Consider the following 16898-nt stretch of genomic DNA (forward strand, 5'->3'; position numbering starts at 1 on the left):
TCACCCTGCTGAGGGAAGATAAAATCAAGGTTAAAAGCCTGAGAATAAGAACCAATCAAACAACTGGAAAAAAGGGAGCTTGCATAGATAAAGGCAACGAGACCTGAGTATCTGAGCCGCAAAAAACTATAACTGTGGTGATCTATGAGGCGCTTTAGGCTTCTGTCTCAACAATACTGCACACTGCGCTTCAAAACGATCTCCTATACCGTGATTAACTTATGGTTCAGCCAAGTCTGTCGTCACCTACTATTTATAATAGACCATAACGCTATTTGTAGGCATTTTAACCCCTATTGGCTGTGTACATGACAGGTTTTTTTGTCAATTTCCCTGAGGGAGGATAGATTCCGCACATAAAGCGCGGAACGTAGGCTCTGGTTACAATTTGTCAACAAACCCTATTCTAATCGCGGAAATTTTCAAATTGCAACGGTAACTTAATATCTGATTTTTTCAATAAAGCAATTGCCTCCTGCAAATCATCGCGCTTTTTGCCTGTGACACGCACCTTGTCGCCCTGTATTGAAGTTTGTACTTTTAATTTACCGTCTTTGATTAATTTGATAATTTCCTTGGCGATTGGCTGTTCAATACCTTGCTTAAACGTCATATTCAGCGAATAGGTCTTTCCGCTGTGCACAGGCTCCTCTTCCATCTCGACGCCAACTGCACTCACCCCTCTTCGTGTCAGATGATTGCGAAGCAACTCTTCCAGCTGACGAACCTGAAAATCCGACTCTGACTTCAAGGTTACCGTTAAGTTATTAAGTACAATGCTTGATTCCACACCGCGAAAATCAAAACGGGTTCCCATTTCCCGTACCGCATTATCAACAGCATGGCGTAACTCCACGGTATCAATTTCTGAAACAATATCAAAAGAAGGCATGAATTCCTCAATGCTAAATGACTAAAAAAACATTGTAACCAAGGTTTATCAGACATAAAAGGCATCAGTATACCTTTTATGTCTGTCATTAAAGCTCTTTCATCGACAGGGTTGCTCTGACCTGAATTCGCTTAAACCCAATTGCTCACGTAGATTGGCAGACGTTGAGTCCCCGCATCTGATATTTTGAGGATAAATTTTAACCATTTCCTCGCGCATGTTTTCCAGGAGCAAGGTAAGTTTACCCTCGCCATCCACCATTCTTGCATGCTGCTTGTAGCATTGCTCATTGGCTTTGATAGCCTCCAGCAATGCCACAGCAAACCACTGGGGGTTGCTGATAGGCTTGCCATCTGACAATTGCATGGTCTGCAGCTGCATCAATAATCTTGCCGCCACATCAATACGGGCATCCTGCAAGGTTTTATTGTAGAAGATGCCTCTGTCAACCGGACGATAGCTGCGAGTTAATGAATTGCCCGATGCTTCCACCGGTTCTAATTTTGCCCTCTCTTGTAAATACTCCTCAAGCCTGGCAATTAATGTTTCTCTTGCCTGTTCAAGCTGAAAGGCAGAACCTGCATGATTCAGATCGGTTCCGGGAGTCATGGTGCTGTCTTTCAATGTCTTTTCAAGCTGGTTGGGCAGTGTTTCGGCGAAAAGATCGGCTGTGCTATCAGTATGAAAAGGGTCTGCTGCCAACCCCATTTGCGCCAACACATCCGCTGAGACAGCAACACTGGCAATAACCGCCGACACTGACTTTGCACAGGCAATCAACTGTTTGGCTTGGGCAATTACTTTACGGCAAGATGCCATTTTTGATGGAAATTTCTTACAGAAATTGCTGTTTTCTTTATCTAGCACCTTTTCAAATGAATCCAGTTTAACGATCAGATCCTGCTTGATTTTTTCCAAATTGGCAGTAGTCATGTGTTTGAACGATTCAGACAAAGCCTCTCCATCGGCGAGGTAAATTTCTTCGAAATGCGGGCGATTGATGCCATCGGTAGTCAACGAAATCTCTTCTAAATTCTTATCGTGGTCATACATCAAACTGATCTTTCGTGCCGTTGCTACCGCAGTGCTCAAAGCGTATGCCACAGCGAGTGTATTACCCTTTTCTCTGCGATCTACCCTTTGAACTTCTTCTACGTTTTTCTCGCTCGCACCCTGAAGCTCTTTTTCAAGCTGCTGTTGCGCTTCAAGCGCCGCTTTAGCCGTACCTCTTACCTTATCCTTTCTATTTACAACCGTTATGTCGATTGTATGGTCCGAATATTTTACTTTCTTCACCCGAAAAAAATCGGTTAAGGAATCCAACATGATTTACCTGCCATTGCAATTAAAGGAAGGGATGATATCCCAGACTAAAGAAAAATGACAAGCAGACAAGTCTGCTGCCATTCAGCTGAGACAGGCAATCATCGTTTTTTGAATCTACACTAGACTATATGCAACAAGACAGCGTTATCTCTAATAAGGATATTGTTATGAGAATATTAGTTACCGGTGCCGCTGGATTTATAGGCTCCCATCTTGTCCAATACCACCTCAAGAAAGGGGACACCGTCTGTGGCATTGATGATATGAGCTCCGGCGTTGAAAGCAATATACAGCCCTTTCTTCCTGACCCTGAGTTTCATTTTATACAGGATGACATCATTACCTGGCCTGAGATTGAAAAATTCGCCGCCTGGGCTGACAGGATATACCACATGGCCGCGATTGTTGGCGTTTACAAGGTAATCGATGAGCCCGAACGGGTTTTGGCAGTCAATATTGCCGGTTGTGAGCGCTTACTCAGGGCTGTGCGCAAAGCCAACTGGAAAGCCCAACTCTTATTGGCATCGAGCGCAGAGGTTTATGGCCCGAGCAATAAATTACCTCTGGCTGAGGATGACAATATCATTCTCGAGACTGCCGCCAAAAATCGCTGGAATTATGCGATTAGCAAGCTGGCCAATGAGGCCATGGGTTTATCCTATCATCAAAAATTTAACATCCCCATCGTCATGGCCCGTCTGTTTAATACTATCGGGCCAAGACAAACAGGGCGATATGGGATGGTTGTTCCCAACTTTGTAAAACAAGCGATGTCCAATCTTCCGATTACTGTCTTTGGCACGGGAAATCAGACTCGCTCATTTTGCGATGTACGCGATACGGTAGTTATGCTTGATTTATTAATGAATACCAACTCAAGTTTTGGAGAAATTATCAATGTCGGGAATGACAGGGAAATAACCATCAACCAGCTTGCCAATGTCGTAAAACAAACGGTCAATCCAGATGCAGTCATTGACCACATCCCTTACCTCGAAGCTTACGGGGAGAATTATGTTGATATCCAGCGAAGAAGACCCCAACTGAAAAAACTGTTTAGTCTGATTGAGTTTCAGCATCAATGGTCACTTGAAGCAACTATCAAATCGCTGATGAATTTATAAACAAGCGATTTTACTAATAGCTAAAAAATAACTATCCTAATTAATATCTTGCTTTACTCTGGTAATCATTTATGGGAATTTTTGCCGTTGTAGGTTTGGGATATGTCGGACTGGAATTAGCTGTTGCCCTGGCGAAGTCGAGTCAAACAATTGGCTACGATATTTCCAAGGCAAGAATAGAAGAATTACAACAAGGCTATGACAGGAATAATATTGTCCCTTCAGAGCGGCTAAACAATACCCAGTTACAACTCACTGCTGATGTGGATGCCATACGGAAAGCCGATTTCTATATCATAGCGGTTTCCACCCCCGCTTATTATTATGAGCTGCCAAATTTAGAGCCTTTAATCAAGGCAACCCGGGATGTGGGCAAGCTGCTCAAGAAAGGGGATATTGTTGTTTTTGAATCAACCGTATACCCGGGAACAACGGAAGAAATTTGCCTGCCACTGTTAGAGGAACTAAGCCACTTGCGCTGTGGCAAGGATTTTAATATCGGTTATTCACCTGAGCGAATCAGTCCTGGCGATAAGCAACATCATTTAAAAAATATCCCCAAGGTGATCTCGGCACAAAACCCGGAAACACTGCAGGCAGTCCAAACCGTTTACCAGTTAATCTGTGATAGGGTCTATCCCGTTTCCAATATAAAAACAGCAGAGGCAGTCAAAATCCTGGAAAATACCCAACGGGATATCAATATTGCCTTTATGAATGAATTTGCACAAATCATGCATGCGCTCAATTTGGATACCCATGAAATTATCGAGGGGGCAAAGACAAAATGGAGTTTTGCTCCTTTCAAGCCAGGATTTGTCGGAGGGCATTGCATAGCCGTTGATCCTCAATACCTTGCATTTAAAGCAAAACGGCATGGTGTAGAGCCCAAGTTAATTTTAACCGCCAGACAAATCAATGATGGCATGACTCAGTTTATCATCCATGAAATGAATAAAATTCTTATCCGAAATAAGATTTTTTTTAAGGAAATAAGAATTGGCTTATTTGGAGTGACCTATAAGGAAAATGTGCCTGACATACGCAACAGCCTTTCTTTTAAACTCATTAAAGAGTTTAAAGATTATGGTTATGAGGTCATCGTCCACGATCCATTGGCTGATAAAAAAATAGTACAAAATCGATATGGTGTGGATTTGCAGGAATTTAACACCATACAAGATCTTTCTGTTGCCATTATTATTGTGCAACATGATTTTTACCGTGAAATGGGCCTGGAAAAATTCATTACTCGATTCAGCAAAACAGGGCTACTCATGGACATACCCAATTTATTTATTGAAGAAGGAAATAACCTTGATAGCCCGATTATATATTGGAGCTTATAGTAATAATTATCCTATCTTTTTTCTCTGGCTTATTAACGTTACTATTTAACATTGCCGGCTAATTTCTGAAGCGAATATTGATAATGCATTTGAAAAAAGGATTTTTTATAACATGTCTGCTGTTGTCGCCTATAATGTCATTATCCAGCGTAAATAATACCCTGATTTCAACCGACAGTACGCCTCTGAAACAATTAGAAAAAAAATACCATGAAAAAGATTATCAAAGCGTGGTAGATAAAGGGGATACCTATCTGCAAAGTGAAGAAGACCCTGATATCAGGCTCTATACTGGTTTGGCCTATTATCAGCTACGGGAATATGATAAGGCAATTGAAGTATTAAAGCCGGCGCTATCAGCCTATCCAAAGTATCTGGACGTGCGTCTGGGCCTGGTGCGCGCTTACATGGCCCAAGGCGACAACCATACGGCCTATACATTGATACTCGATGGTTTAATCCTCCAACCAGGTAATGTGGCTCTATTATATCAAAAAGCCTCCCTCGAAATTGCAATGCAAAAAAATAGCGAAGCAAAACAGACTTTGAATATCCTGCTAAAAATTAAAGCAGATTATGAGCCTGCCCTGCAGCTGAAAAAAAATCTGGATATCGCGCCTACAGAAAAGTTTGTCTTGGCAAAAGAACAACTTCCCTATGATGAGGAGTACTTTAAGTCTTTATATCAAAGTAAACAATATGAAGAGGTCATTAAAAAAGGTAAAGAGTACATTCGGGCCTATCCCAACGCCGTGGATGTGCGATATTACATCGGATTATCGTATTATCAGCAAAAAAAATACCCGCAGGCAAACGATCAATTCCTGATAATTCTGCAACAACATCCCGACTATCTGGATACCCGGGAAGCGTTAATTAGCACCTTGTTCGCGATGGAAGACTACCCCTCTATACTGAAGGCAGCAACAGAGGGGTTGCAAATAAAACCTGACAGCATCCATCTGCTGATGGCAAAAGCAAAGGTCTTTATCCTTGAGAAAAATTATGAAGCAGCTGGTCAACAAATTGCCCAAATACAATTAGTTAATGAGAATTACCTGCCTGCACTTGAGCTGAGAAAAAAACTCAATACGCTGATAAAAGAATCACTTAAAAAGTCTAAACCAACCACATCTTTGCCACCAGAAGAAATAAAAAAAGAGCAAGCGATATTCCCCAGGTATACTTTTTCGGCAGGAACCAGCATCATGGATGTGACACTCCCTCGGCAATACTGGAATTTCTCCAGCATGTCGTTATACCGTGAAGCTGAACATCTTAATTATGGTGCAATAATGAATTACGCACGCCGACTTGGGATGGAAGCAGTTCAAGGCGGCATCGCCGTCAACCCTCAAATTAATAAGGACACCTGGTTTGAAACCAGCTATTATTATGCGAACAGTCCGTCTCTATTCCCTGATCATACCGTTTACGGAGAAATGTTTCAGAATCTATTTGGTGCATTTACCGTATCAGCAGGCAATACCTATCGCAAAATCGCAAAAACTTACTTTAATACCTATACCGCCAACCTTACCACCTATGCCGGCTCTTATTCATTTTCCTTCAGACCCTTTATTTACCGGACAAAATCAGGCCCTAATTCTATCCTTTACCGTATGAGCCTGCACTATGATTTTGATGACCCTGATCAATACGTTGAGGTAGCCTATTATACCGGTTATTCGCCAGACTTATTCGATTTAACAACCGTAGATTTTTTTAAGGTGCATGAACAAATTATTATGGTTAAAGCACAAGCAAAGATAAGTAACGCCCTGATGATACAGATTGGTGGCGGCTATGAAAATCAAAAATTTTTGAACAATCGACAGCGCGAACTGACTTATCTGAACCTCGGTTTGAAATACAGGATGGAAAATGTTTAGTCAAGGACAGCTCATTGTCATCTCGTTTATCATCCTGGAATTTCTATTGATTTTCTTATTTATCTTACTGGTCTATGCAGCCAAGCTTTTTTCCCTTTTAACAAATTTTTTTTTTGAATGTAAAGTCAAAAAATACACGCAACTCCTCAATCAATATAAAAAAGACAGCGATTGCCGTCACTTTGGTAAACTACGCTCGGCAGATTTGTTTTTACCCTTATTAAACAAGACTGGCTTGAAAAATGAACAAAAAATTAAACTGATAAAAATAATTTTGCCCAAAATACTCCCATGCCAAAAATCAAAAAAATGGCAAAAGCGTTATCATTTATTAACCGCATTAAAGTATGATTTAACAAAAGAGTATTATCCAACTCTCATCCAATTAATAGGTGACCCAATACCGATTATCAGTATTGAGGCCGTGCGGATTGGATCATCAATCAATAATTGGGACATTTATAACGCCATTCTGGATCAATTGTTGCACTGCGATCATTCTAATCAAACAATGTACATCGATAATCTCCATAAAAACAAAGCGATGTTACCTTTTTTGCTCGACCAACTAAGGCGGCAGCATAATTCACAATTGAAAAAAATTATTTATGACATGTTATTGCACATCGGCTGTGATGCGTCATTTTACGAGGCAGCGAAATATGACAGTATCTTTGGCCATAGAAATATGCGTCTTGCAGCAATCCGCATTTTACCCTATACCAATAGAGAGCAAGCAGGGGGGGTTTTACAATCGTTAACCCATGAGGATGACTGGCTATTAAGAAATGTTGCAGTTCAATCTTTAGGCGTGTTGAGAGATGAACATTACATTCCTGATATTATAAAACGATTGGACGATCCTGTATGGTGGGTAAGACTCTCAGCGGCAAAAGCGCTGGTACAGCTTGGGGGCAGCGGCCTGCAGATACTTAAGGATTGTAAGACACAGATCCCGGATACTTTTACTGATTATGCAGAATATTTTTATAAGTTGGAGCGATTAAAGAATAAATAATGGAAGAACTACTCTACTACATCAATTTCGCCATTCTGATATATTTTATTGGCTCTGCAATTATTTATACTACTTTATTAATTGGTTCTTTTCCTACCATTTTGCGGTTTTTTAATATCAGTCACTATCTAGTCGCAAGCGAGGTCATGGAAGCCGAAACACAGTTAGCGGTTACTTTGATCACCCCTATGTACAATGAGCGCGAACTTGCCTTGAATACAATTCTGAGCGCATTGAAATCAACGTATAAAAATCTTTACCTCATAGTAGTCAACGATGGTTCAACAGATGACAGTCTGGAATTTCTGCAGGAAAAATTTAAGCTCGAAGAAGTGCCGGTAGTGGTCAATCCAATAATAAAAACCAAATCCGTAAAGCGATCTTTTATTTCCAGTATCTATCCTAACCTGATGGTTCTTGATAAGGAAAACGGTGGCGCAGGCGATGCCATTAATGCTGGTCTAAACGCCTGCTTTACCCCTTATTTTTTTACCCTTGACTCTGATTCAGTTATTGACCCCAACGCAATATCATTGGTTATGTATGAGGTTTTCACCCATATAAACCCTATCGCTATTGGATGCGGCATCTATGTCCTTAATGGATGTGACGTAGAAGACGGTATTGTGAAGCAATCATTGGTACCTTATCGCTATACTAGTGGCATTCAGGCTAATGAATACCTGCTTTCACATTTATTCAACCGTACTGGTTGGAACAGTTTTGGCGGCAGCATGAGTTACTCTGGAACAGGCACCCTCTTTAATCGTCAAGTGGTGTTAGACGTGGGCGGATTTGATGCAGGTAATTATGCCCAGGATAGTGAAATTATCATGCGCTTGCAAAAAATCATGCGTGAGCAGCCGAAAAAATATACCATTTCATTTACACCAGCGGCCGCTGTCTGGACGGATGTACCTAAAAATTTAAAGGAGTTTGCGCAGCAGCGCGATAAATGGACTCGCGGATTATTACGTTCAGTATGGCTTAATAGAAAATTATTATTTAACCCAAAATATAAAATTCAGGGTTTGTTCGGGTTCCCAGCCTATATTCTATTGGAAATAATAGCACCTTATGTTGAGTTTACTGCTTATTTTACCGTTAGTTTGGCTTATTATCTTGGGTTTTTAGATACGGTTTCGGCAATTTTATATATTATCCTCGCTTGGGGGTTTGCGTCTTATTTATCTGTGGCCAATACTTTTATAAGTATTGTGACATTTAATCGTTATCAACGCTTAAGTAACGTCTTATGGATGTTGCTGTTAGCTACACTGGAAATGTTTGGCTTCCGACAATATCGTGTGTTGATTAGCGTATATGGCACATTTCATTATTTCTTTAATCGACTAAAGGGAAAGTTGCTGTAAAAGGAGTTTCTATGGGCAAATATATTGTTACTGGCGGCGCCGGTTTTATCGGCTCGCATTTAACCGAACGATTGCTTGCACAGGGTCATAAAGTCATCATTATTGATAATCTTTCCGTAGGTCAGCATTGTGCCCCAGATGCTCATCTGGTCAGAGAGGACTTGAGAGACTACAACGCTATTAAATCTTTTTTTAGGGATATTGACGGTTGCTTTCATTTAGCAGCAGTTCCATCGGTTGTTTCTTCAGTCGAAGATTGGTTCGATTTACATAATATTAATCTGCAGGCCGGATTAAATATATTGAAACTTGCCCATCTTGGCGGAAATATCCCACTGGTGTATGCCTCTTCCTGCGCCGTCTACGGGGACGCACAAACCCTTCCTTTAACAGAAGCCATGCACATCAAACCAATTTCTTCTTATGGATGTGACAAATTATCGCTTGAACTAAATGCTTATTTTATGGCCAAAAGCCACTCTTTACCTGTAATGGGATTACGTTTTTTTAATGTCTATGGTCCACGTCAACAGCCTGACTCGCCTTATGCCGGAGTCATCAGTCTGTTCATCGAAAATTTATTAAATGACCGTGGTGTAACCATCTATGGTGATGGGCAACAAACCCGTGATTTTATTTATGTTGACGATGTTGTTTCCGGGTTGATAAAAGCAATGCAAATTGTAAATTCTGAAGCAGAAGTGATTAACCTATGCAATGGCAAAAGCATCACCATCCAAGCACTTGCCCATGAAACGGCTTCCCTAATGAAAAAAAAACTGTGCATAAACTATCAACCGGAAAGAAGCGCGGATGTAAAACACTCCTTGGGATCAGTAAAGAAAATGCATCAGTTTGGTTTTAGCTCGAAGATACCATTAGCTACAGGGCTCAAAGAAACGATTAAATACATGAGCGAGCATCAATAAAAATAATATGGGGGTTGTCAAATGATCCGATCATTCCTTAATTTTCTACTAATATTACTATCATCGTATCTTAACAACTGTTTATGAGGTCTTCGATGAAAACAAAAAAAGAATGTTTAAAAGAAATCGTAAAGGCTTTTGTATTGGAGATTGATAAACTCGCTGATGTAGAAAGAACCGTACTTAATCGGAATTACAACGGCTCGCTTTTTTTAAACAATGACGACGTGGAGAGGATAAAAGCAAGAAAAAAGGTGATGGAGGGACTCTTTGACTCCATAACCGCGCAAATATTTGAAAAATCATCATTAAAAGAAAAATATCTCCCTGTCAATTACAATAAAAACCAGAAAGTTGACCACCTTGGGAAGGGTATTGATACATTAGATGACAAGAAAGCCGGTGAAATCCTGCATTATTTCCTACAGCAGGCCGAAGAAATCGTAAACAAGCCTGAAAACCAAAAAGCCCTGAAGGAGCATTCATTTAGTGATAAATGGGTTTTTAATTTCCTTGCCAAACTTGTTAAAACCGTGCGTGAAGTGCTTGGTATGAAAACCACCTCTGAGAAACTTTTAGAGGAATCAAAAGAGAAGGCGTCAAATTTCAAGGATGATACAGCCCCTTCAGGCGAAAACGGGATGAAACCACCCGGGCTCTAGGTTCTGTGCGCTTATCGCTAGCTTGGGTCAAAAAGCCTTGATTGGCGAGCACCGAAGCGGAGCATACATAGAAGTATGTGAGCCTCGGAGGGCAGAAAATCAAGGCTTTTTGGCCAAGATAGTAGATAAGCACAGAACCTGGAATATAAAACCCTGATTGACTGCAGTTAACTTAAAACCATTCAGGGATAACCGGGTGATGGGAATTTAAGCTATATTTAAATTAAGCACTCACGTTACGCGGTCAAAGGGGGAGAATAATGAAGGAGTTTATTCTGATTGCGGTTTTAATGCTTGGCATGGCGTCAGCGCACAGTCATTTTCAACCCAATACGACAAGCCCCCGGCACTCCACCCACCATCATTATCCATTTATGGAAAAAGGGCATGAATTCAGTCCTTATAATAATTTGCATCATCATAATGCGCTTACCGGTAACGACGATGCATCAACCCACAACGGCCACATCGATATCCACAAACCTGTGGATACTACCGGCAAGAAAGACCATATCTACCACCACACGCACCATCCTCACTGGGATGTGCATCACTATTAAGCCGATATTTAACCTTCATCCAGCCTGTCTGCCTTGATTTTTTTCAGGCCATCACGAAAGGATGGGTATTGCAAAATTACCTTAAGCTCTTCTTTTATTTTTGCATTTGAAACCCGGCGACTCTCTGCATAGAAAGCTTTTTCCATCGCAGATAAGGCTGCCTCCTCCACAGGGAGGCAGGGCAAGGCGGGCCTACCCAGCAAATGGGCGGCATATGCATCGACAACATGGGCGGGCGCAGGCTCATCATCGGCCACATTATAAACCGATAAGGGGTTGGGCGACTGGATTGAGGCGATAATTGTCAAGGCGATGTCTTCGACATGTATCCTTGAAAAGACTTGCCCCTCTTTATAGATGGAGTATTGCTTCCCGCCTTCCAGGCGTGTAAGCGCATTTCTGCCTGGACCATAAATACCTGCCAGTCTGAAGGTATGGAGCGGCAGCGTGCAGGCTTCTGCGAAAGACCGCCATGCATTTTCTGCTTCAAACCTTAAAATGCCATGCCTGCTTGATGGAATGCAGGAGGCTGATTCATCAACCCATTGCCCGTTTTGATTGCCATAAACACCTGTTGATGAGAGATAACCAATCCATTGGATAGAGGAAGAACAACGCTTGAGCAAATCAGTATAATGCGCCAAAACAATGTCTCCGACCGACTCTATTGGCGGAATAGTGATCAGGATATGGGTTGCCCTCTCCAGCTGCGACTCTAACTTGGGATCAAAAAAATCAATTAAATTATAAGCCTGCCTATCACCCTGTTTGATTTTTCCTGGCTGGCGTGTAGTACCACTGATTGAAAAGCCCAGTTGGGAAAGCTCAGGGGCTAAAAACTGCGCCGTATAACCGAAACCAAAAATAAAAAAAGTCATCATATCCTCTGGTTGAAGCAATATTGAATCAGAGCAACAGTGTTGCATGGAAACGTATTCATATGCCTGTCATCATCATAACCCTGTCAAAGCTAATGCCAAATTCAACCTTGCATTAAGATCAGCCACTGCATTATCGATTGACATTTGACCAATGGAATTCAATGCTATCATATGGATTTCTTTATTCTAAATTCCCTCAAAAAAGAGGATGAATCCTGTTGAGGCAGATTAAGCCCATGTTTAAATTTTTTGATGATAAAAAAGTAGCGATTTACGGTATCGGCACAGCCTATGTGCTCATTACTCAAAAGAACGTCTCCAAATCCTATGCGGCTGCCCATGATATGCTTTTAAGCAATGGAAAATATCCAGGAATTATCATTGGCAAACCAAATTGCCACCTGAAATCCGGCAAGATTATCAACGCTATGTGGAATTATTGCCGAACGGAGAGCACAAACTAAAAATCACCCTCTAATCAACTGAATCGTATTTAAGCTTAAAAAGAAAATCAAACCGGACAGATGGTGTTTCTGGTAATTTATCTTTAATTCAATTAGGATAGCCTCCTAAATTACCCCAAAGGATTGCGGTGAAAAAATTTGCTCCAATTTTTGTTTTACTATTAAGTCAATTATCACCATCTTACGCGGGTGGCACTTCCGCTAATACTGCTTCAGGTCGCTGGTATTTAGGCGGCAGCATGGGCGCGTCCTATCCTGAAGTAACGAAAAACCAGTATGCTCCTAACGGTGATGGATGGCCAGATGACCGCTATATCAGTCATAATCCAAACTCCTCCGTTCTGGTGTCATTGACAGGAGGCTATACCTGGTTTACCCAGCGGGATTGGCTGCCATCTTACAGCGTGGGGGCAAGCTATACCTATTATTTCCCCAATACTGTCAAAGGAACGATTCAGCAATATTCCTTAGCCCAATTTGAGAACTATAACTTTCAATACCAACTCAAACGCCAGACAGTGCTTGCCGTTCTAAAAGCTACTATTTTCCAATACCGCAGACTGATGCCCTTTATTTCAGCTGGCATCGGCAGTTCCTTTAACCAGATGGGAAATTATATTGAATCGCCGGTCTCTCCTGACATCACCCCCCGAGTTTCCCCTCACTTTGAAAATAACCGCCATAGTCATTTTAGCTATACCTTAATGGCTGGGATTGATTACCTTGTCAATGCTAATCTTTGGCTGGGTGCAGGATACCGCCATGGGTATTTTGGTGATGCACAAACAGGCTATGGCAAGTCTGGTTATTCTACAGATTACTTAAAAGCCAGAGTAACTGATAACGCGGTGGTTATTAATATAAATTATTTTTTCGATCATGCTGCTTAAAGGGAGTTGTTGCAATATGACTGCATTTCGGGTTTTCTTTTTCGTTCTCCTGTCTTTTTTTATCAATACGTTATTTGTTGCTCCGGTATTTTCACAGTTTGAAAAGAAAATCGGTGTTGACCCAATTGCACCGCGAATAACCTCCAATACCACTATTCCTGCTGCCAGTTCGCTTGGCGGAGTTTATCTGGTGGCCTATACTGTCACCTCAAACCTGCCCTTCACCATGCCAACTGCTTTCTCCAATTCACTGCAGATTTCTGCTCCCAGCGGCGAGTTTACCGTTACCGATCATTGCAACGGCATACGTTTATCTCCTGGACAAAGCTGTGAGATATCGGTTGGCTTAAATGCACGGACAACAGGGAATAAATCGGCTGTGGTCTATTTGAATTATGGTAAAAACTCTGTGCCGATACGAATCTCTACCAGAGTCACCGCCGTCATCCAGGATGCTGGCTGGAGTGGTTTAATTGGGGTCGATTACCAACCTAATCATTACCCAAATGGCAACCCGTTCAATGGTCATGATGTATTTTATTCGGGTACTGCCAATGGATTAGCCATCACCAATGTCTATGCTGAGCTTTCCCAGCTTAAAGCAGCCGGGTTTAATACCGTGCGCTCCTATCAAACAGTCGAGTATGCCTGGATTGATATTATCAATCAGGCTAATGCCTTGGGCATGAAGGTCGTTTATGAAGCAGTCATCCCTCAGAATGGCTCACAAACGGATATCACAAATGCCATTACCGTTTTAAATCACGTGATTGATACCGTAGGCACTACCACCTTCAATAATACGGTTATCCTTTTATTTGCAGGCCATGAAAATTACAGCAACACGAATATTAATTATTTAACCAGCGCCATAACTCAACTTAAATCGGCTCTGGCCAGCAAAGGGATAACCAATGTGCCCGTTGGTTCTGCCCTGATAAGTGGCAACCTGGTCACCCCAAGCCCTGCCATCGCCGCTGATATGACCACCCTGGTCAACAGTTATTCGGCTAACGCCCCTTGGGCATTTGACCCTTATCCATTTCAATGGGGGGTTAGTCCGCCAGATCAGGCCGTATCCAATGTGACATTGATAAATTCAATTGCCTGGGATTATGCCCAGGTTATCAGTCAATCCTTTTATACAGCAGCTCCCCGCACCATTATCATGGCTGAAACAGGCTGGGCCACCAGCGGACTTGGAACCTATGCTGGTTATTTTTGCGCCACTCAAAATAATTGTGCTCCCAGTGTTGCAAATGCCGGAACCTATTTGACCGCACTGTATGCTTATGTCGGCAATTCTGGTAATAATAGCGGCGCTTTAGTCTTTGAAGCCTATAATGAACCAGCAAAAGATCCTGTTCATGCCGATAATGCAGAGAACTTTTACGGCGTATTCGACAGTAATTGTGGCTTAAAGGGGGTTTCCTTATTACCCAACCGCAGTTTTTCAATCGCATCAAACCCGGGGTGTGCCGGTTTTACCAGCGGCGCTTTATTCAATGTAATTGGTGGCAACACCACTACTCAGCCCCAATTTGAAGTTCAAGTTAGCCAAACCAACCCTGTGACTATGGCGGATGCCGGAATCACGGCTATTATTCCTAATGAAAATAGAGATAATATGGCCATCAACCCCTGGCCCTATTTTGTAGTCTACAATGGTGCTGAAGTAACCATCAATGGCACAGGCACAGGGAACAGCTGCAGTGTAACTGTCAGCGTAGCGGGCGGAGCAATTACCGGCTTCTCAGCAGTAAATTGTACCGGTGCGATTGTTGTAAACTGTAATGCAGGGATCTCAGCCTGTTTTCTGCCTGCTGATTACTAACGAAGGATAATCGATGCCCGCAGACATACCTTACATTACTTTCGGAGATGATAAAATCCCCTTCGAGCTTCAAGCAAAAAAACGGCAAAGCCGGCGTATCACCATCAAAGTAAAGGCCGATTGCCGGGTGGTTGTTTCAGCACCCCCTTCAGCAGCAAGAGATGAAATTATTGTCGCTGTTAATAAGCGCGCCCGTTGGGTTCACAATAAATTACAATGGTTTAAAAACCAGCAGGAAGTTATTTCTCCCCGGCAATATATAAGTGGCGAAAGCCATTATTACCTTGGGAAGGAATATATCCTCAAGGTAATCGACGAACCGGATATGACCCCACAGGTAAAATTATCAGACGATTACCTGCAAGTCATTTCCCCCAGGGAAAAGAAAAACAGCCAACAATTATTATCATCCTGGTACAGGGAAAAAGCCGATGAAATTTTTAACTGTCGATTAGCGCTGCTTTTACCTGAAACGACATGGGTAAGAGTGTATCCTGATATTCGCTTAAGGGCGATGCGCTCACGCTGGGGCAGCTGTTCAGCCAAAGGGAAAATAACCCTAAATACCCACTTAATCAAAGCACCTTTGGCCTGCATTGACTATGTTATCCTCCATGAGCTATGCCATATTGCCGAACACAATCATAGCCATAAATTTTATCGATTATTGGATAAGGTCAGTCCAGACTGGAGGCAAGCCAAATCTTATCTGGATAAAACAGCAAGTTTATACCTTACTGTCTAAAATGCCAGGAATAAGAAACAGCACTATAGGCAGATTATTACTAATGTTCGCCAAGATAGTCTAACCTGATGTTTTGTCAGTGGATGTAAGGCGGGAAGCTTTATTAGACCAGATTAAAATACGGGTGTATTTTTTAAACATTGGCGCTATCAAACTAGAAAATAACCGTATCATTTTGGAGGCGAACCCTGGATTGATATTATTCTTTTTTAGTTTTTTCAAAGTATAGATTGCAACTTGTTCAGGTTGCCAAAACCCTCCATTCTTTGTAATAATCCGGGTTACCTCAGGCTTGAGCCGCTCCTCATAATGCAACTGCTCGGTATTGGTGTCTGGTGGGTAAAGGATAGATAATGAAACCGTCGTTCCTGCTAATTCCTGCTGCAGAATTTGCCCATACATACTGATGGCTGACTTGGTAGGGCTATAAGTTGAATAACCATATATGGCTATTAATCCGGCCACAGACGAAGTTAGCAAAATTTTTGCGCACTGATTTTGGCGTAAAAAAGGTAAGCAATATTGGACACAATAAACACTGCCAAGATAATTCACTGTAATCGCGGACTGGTAAAGCGGGACTTCAAGCTGGGCCGCCATCCCCGGATGAGCAATACCAGCGGTGATAATGAGCAAATCAATCCCAGCCATTGTTTCAATTGCCTTTTTTAATGCAGTCTCAATATCAGTTTGGTTGGCAACATTGGCAGGGAAGCAATGTACTTTGGTCCCTTTTTTTTCTCTTATTAAACTATTTCTGGCCAGTTCCAGTTTTTCCTGGCTTCTTGAAATAAGGCTAATTTCATTTGATTCATCAAGCAGCTCTTTTGCCAGACAAAACCCAATCCCTGAAGAGCCACCGACAATGACAATTTTTTTAAACTGCTTGTAATAATCCGTATTTCTTTTCATGTAGTTAACACCAGCCCGATAATCATTGATTATAATTATAGAATTAA

At 41.8% G+C, this 16898-nt stretch carries 16 protein-coding genes; 12 read left to right on the forward strand and 4 right to left on the reverse strand.

Features of this window, described 5'->3' with window-relative positions; all coding sequences use genetic code 11:
* Window positions 1-406: 406 nt before the first annotated feature.
* Together E1O65_RS09630 and E1O65_RS09635 are read right to left on the reverse strand one after the other, a co-directional pair.
* The gene (locus E1O65_RS09630; protein ID WP_133133396.1) at window positions 407-892 is read right to left on the reverse strand and encodes a YajQ family cyclic di-GMP-binding protein; all 486 of its coding nucleotides are present in this window, start codon (window positions 890-892) and stop codon (window positions 407-409) included.
* Between the two features lie 99 nt (window positions 893-991).
* Window positions 992-2218: a hypothetical protein gene (locus E1O65_RS09635; protein WP_133133397.1), complete on the reverse strand. Its 1227-nt coding sequence runs from the start codon at window positions 2216-2218 to the stop codon at window positions 992-994.
* 167 nt (window positions 2219-2385) lie between these two features.
* Here E1O65_RS09635 and E1O65_RS09640 point away from each other — a divergent pair, with 167 nt between their 5' ends.
* The 8 genes from E1O65_RS09640 (at window position 2386) to E1O65_RS09675 (ending at window position 11125) form a co-directional block, all read left to right on the forward strand.
* On the forward strand, window positions 2386-3342 hold the full coding sequence (locus E1O65_RS09640; RefSeq protein WP_133133398.1) for an NAD-dependent epimerase/dehydratase family protein: 957 nt from the start codon (window positions 2386-2388) through the stop codon (window positions 3340-3342).
* A gap of 71 nt (window positions 3343-3413) precedes the next feature.
* A complete protein-coding gene (locus E1O65_RS09645; RefSeq protein WP_133133399.1) occupies window positions 3414-4691 on the forward strand; it encodes a nucleotide sugar dehydrogenase in 1278 nt (425 codons plus the stop codon).
* 134 nt (window positions 4692-4825) lie between these two features.
* The gene (locus E1O65_RS09650) at window positions 4826-6583 is read left to right on the forward strand and encodes a tetratricopeptide repeat protein (RefSeq protein WP_165474949.1); all 1758 of its coding nucleotides are present in this window, start codon (window positions 4826-4828) and stop codon (window positions 6581-6583) included.
* A complete protein-coding gene (locus E1O65_RS09655) occupies window positions 6576-7601 on the forward strand; it encodes a HEAT repeat domain-containing protein (RefSeq protein WP_133133401.1) in 1026 nt (341 codons plus the stop codon). The genes E1O65_RS09650 and E1O65_RS09655 overlap by 8 nt, the downstream gene beginning before the upstream one ends.
* Window positions 7601-8974 (forward strand): glycosyltransferase family 2 protein, encoded by a 1374-nt coding sequence (locus E1O65_RS09660; protein ID WP_133133402.1) that lies wholly within the window; start codon window positions 7601-7603, stop codon window positions 8972-8974. The genes E1O65_RS09655 and E1O65_RS09660 overlap by 1 nt, the downstream gene beginning before the upstream one ends.
* A gap of 11 nt (window positions 8975-8985) precedes the next feature.
* Window positions 8986-9903 (forward strand): NAD-dependent epimerase/dehydratase family protein, encoded by a 918-nt coding sequence (locus tag E1O65_RS09665; protein ID WP_133133403.1) that lies wholly within the window; start codon window positions 8986-8988, stop codon window positions 9901-9903.
* 95 nt (window positions 9904-9998) lie between these two features.
* The gene (locus E1O65_RS09670) at window positions 9999-10565 is read left to right on the forward strand and encodes a hypothetical protein (RefSeq protein WP_133133404.1); all 567 of its coding nucleotides are present in this window, start codon (window positions 9999-10001) and stop codon (window positions 10563-10565) included.
* A 260-nt stretch (window positions 10566-10825) separates the two neighbouring features.
* Entirely contained in the window at window positions 10826-11125 is a 300-nt protein-coding gene (locus tag E1O65_RS09675) for a hypothetical protein (protein ID WP_133133405.1), read from the forward strand.
* 8 nt (window positions 11126-11133) lie between these two features.
* On the opposite strand, the gene E1O65_RS09680 is transcribed toward E1O65_RS09675, so the two are convergent.
* Complete coding sequence (locus tag E1O65_RS09680; protein ID WP_242601576.1) at window positions 11134-12006, reverse strand: SDR family oxidoreductase; 873 nt, start codon at window positions 12004-12006, stop codon at window positions 11134-11136.
* 236 nt (window positions 12007-12242) lie between these two features.
* On the opposite strand from E1O65_RS09680, the gene E1O65_RS09685 reads away from it, so the two are divergent.
* The 4 genes from E1O65_RS09685 (at window position 12243) to E1O65_RS09700 (ending at window position 15939) form a co-directional block, all read left to right on the forward strand.
* Window positions 12243-12470 carry a hypothetical protein gene (locus tag E1O65_RS09685; RefSeq protein ID WP_133133406.1) on the forward strand — a complete coding sequence of 76 codons (228 nt, stop codon included), beginning with the start codon at window positions 12243-12245 and terminating at the stop codon, window positions 12468-12470.
* Window positions 12471-12598: 128 nt separating this feature from the next.
* Window positions 12599-13360, forward strand: a complete 762-nt coding sequence (locus E1O65_RS09690) for an outer membrane beta-barrel protein (RefSeq protein WP_133133407.1) — start codon at window positions 12599-12601, stop codon at window positions 13358-13360.
* A 16-nt stretch (window positions 13361-13376) separates the two neighbouring features.
* On the forward strand, window positions 13377-15194 hold the full coding sequence (locus E1O65_RS09695) for a hypothetical protein (RefSeq protein WP_133133408.1): 1818 nt from the start codon (window positions 13377-13379) through the stop codon (window positions 15192-15194).
* Window positions 15195-15207: 13 nt separating this feature from the next.
* A complete protein-coding gene (locus E1O65_RS09700) occupies window positions 15208-15939 on the forward strand; it encodes a SprT family zinc-dependent metalloprotease (RefSeq protein ID WP_133133409.1) in 732 nt (243 codons plus the stop codon).
* A gap of 60 nt (window positions 15940-15999) precedes the next feature.
* Here the strand turns inward: E1O65_RS09700 and E1O65_RS09705 are convergent, their stop codons facing one another.
* Window positions 16000-16851: an SDR family NAD(P)-dependent oxidoreductase gene (locus E1O65_RS09705; RefSeq protein ID WP_133133410.1), complete on the reverse strand. Its 852-nt coding sequence runs from the start codon at window positions 16849-16851 to the stop codon at window positions 16000-16002.
* Window positions 16852-16898 lie beyond the last annotated feature (47 nt).

The sequence above is a fragment of the Legionella sp. W10-070 genome, assembly GCF_900640175.1.
Classification (GTDB): domain Bacteria; phylum Pseudomonadota; class Gammaproteobacteria; order Legionellales; family Legionellaceae; genus Tatlockia.

Excerpts from the sequence above, each read along its gene's own strand:
- E1O65_RS09685 (WP_133133406.1), top strand. The coding sequence starts at position 12,243 with ATGTTTAAATTTTTTGATGATAAAAAAGTAGCGATTTACGGTATCGGC.
- E1O65_RS09630 (WP_133133396.1), bottom strand. The coding sequence starts at position 892 with ATGCCTTCTTTTGATATTGTTTCAGAAATTGATACCGTGGAGTTACGC.
- E1O65_RS09650 (WP_165474949.1), top strand. The coding sequence starts at position 4,826 with ATGTCATTATCCAGCGTAAATAATACCCTGATTTCAACCGACAGTACG.
- E1O65_RS09635 (WP_133133397.1), bottom strand. The coding sequence starts at position 2,218 with ATGTTGGATTCCTTAACCGATTTTTTTCGGGTGAAGAAAGTAAAATAT.
- E1O65_RS09695 (WP_133133408.1), top strand. The coding sequence starts at position 13,377 with ATGACTGCATTTCGGGTTTTCTTTTTCGTTCTCCTGTCTTTTTTTATC.
- E1O65_RS09670 (WP_133133404.1), top strand. The coding sequence starts at position 9,999 with ATGAAAACAAAAAAAGAATGTTTAAAAGAAATCGTAAAGGCTTTTGTA.
- E1O65_RS09655 (WP_133133401.1), top strand. The coding sequence starts at position 6,576 with ATGTTTAGTCAAGGACAGCTCATTGTCATCTCGTTTATCATCCTGGAA.
- E1O65_RS09675 (WP_133133405.1), top strand. The coding sequence starts at position 10,826 with ATGAAGGAGTTTATTCTGATTGCGGTTTTAATGCTTGGCATGGCGTCA.
- E1O65_RS09645 (WP_133133399.1), top strand. The coding sequence starts at position 3,414 with ATGGGAATTTTTGCCGTTGTAGGTTTGGGATATGTCGGACTGGAATTA.
- E1O65_RS09680 (WP_242601576.1), bottom strand. The coding sequence starts at position 12,006 with ATGATGACTTTTTTTATTTTTGGTTTCGGTTATACGGCGCAGTTTTTA.
- E1O65_RS09660 (WP_133133402.1), top strand. The coding sequence starts at position 7,601 with ATGGAAGAACTACTCTACTACATCAATTTCGCCATTCTGATATATTTT.
- E1O65_RS09665 (WP_133133403.1), top strand. The coding sequence starts at position 8,986 with ATGGGCAAATATATTGTTACTGGCGGCGCCGGTTTTATCGGCTCGCAT.
- E1O65_RS09640 (WP_133133398.1), top strand. The coding sequence starts at position 2,386 with ATGAGAATATTAGTTACCGGTGCCGCTGGATTTATAGGCTCCCATCTT.
- E1O65_RS09705 (WP_133133410.1), bottom strand. The coding sequence starts at position 16,851 with ATGAAAAGAAATACGGATTATTACAAGCAGTTTAAAAAAATTGTCATT.
- E1O65_RS09700 (WP_133133409.1), top strand. The coding sequence starts at position 15,208 with ATGCCCGCAGACATACCTTACATTACTTTCGGAGATGATAAAATCCCC.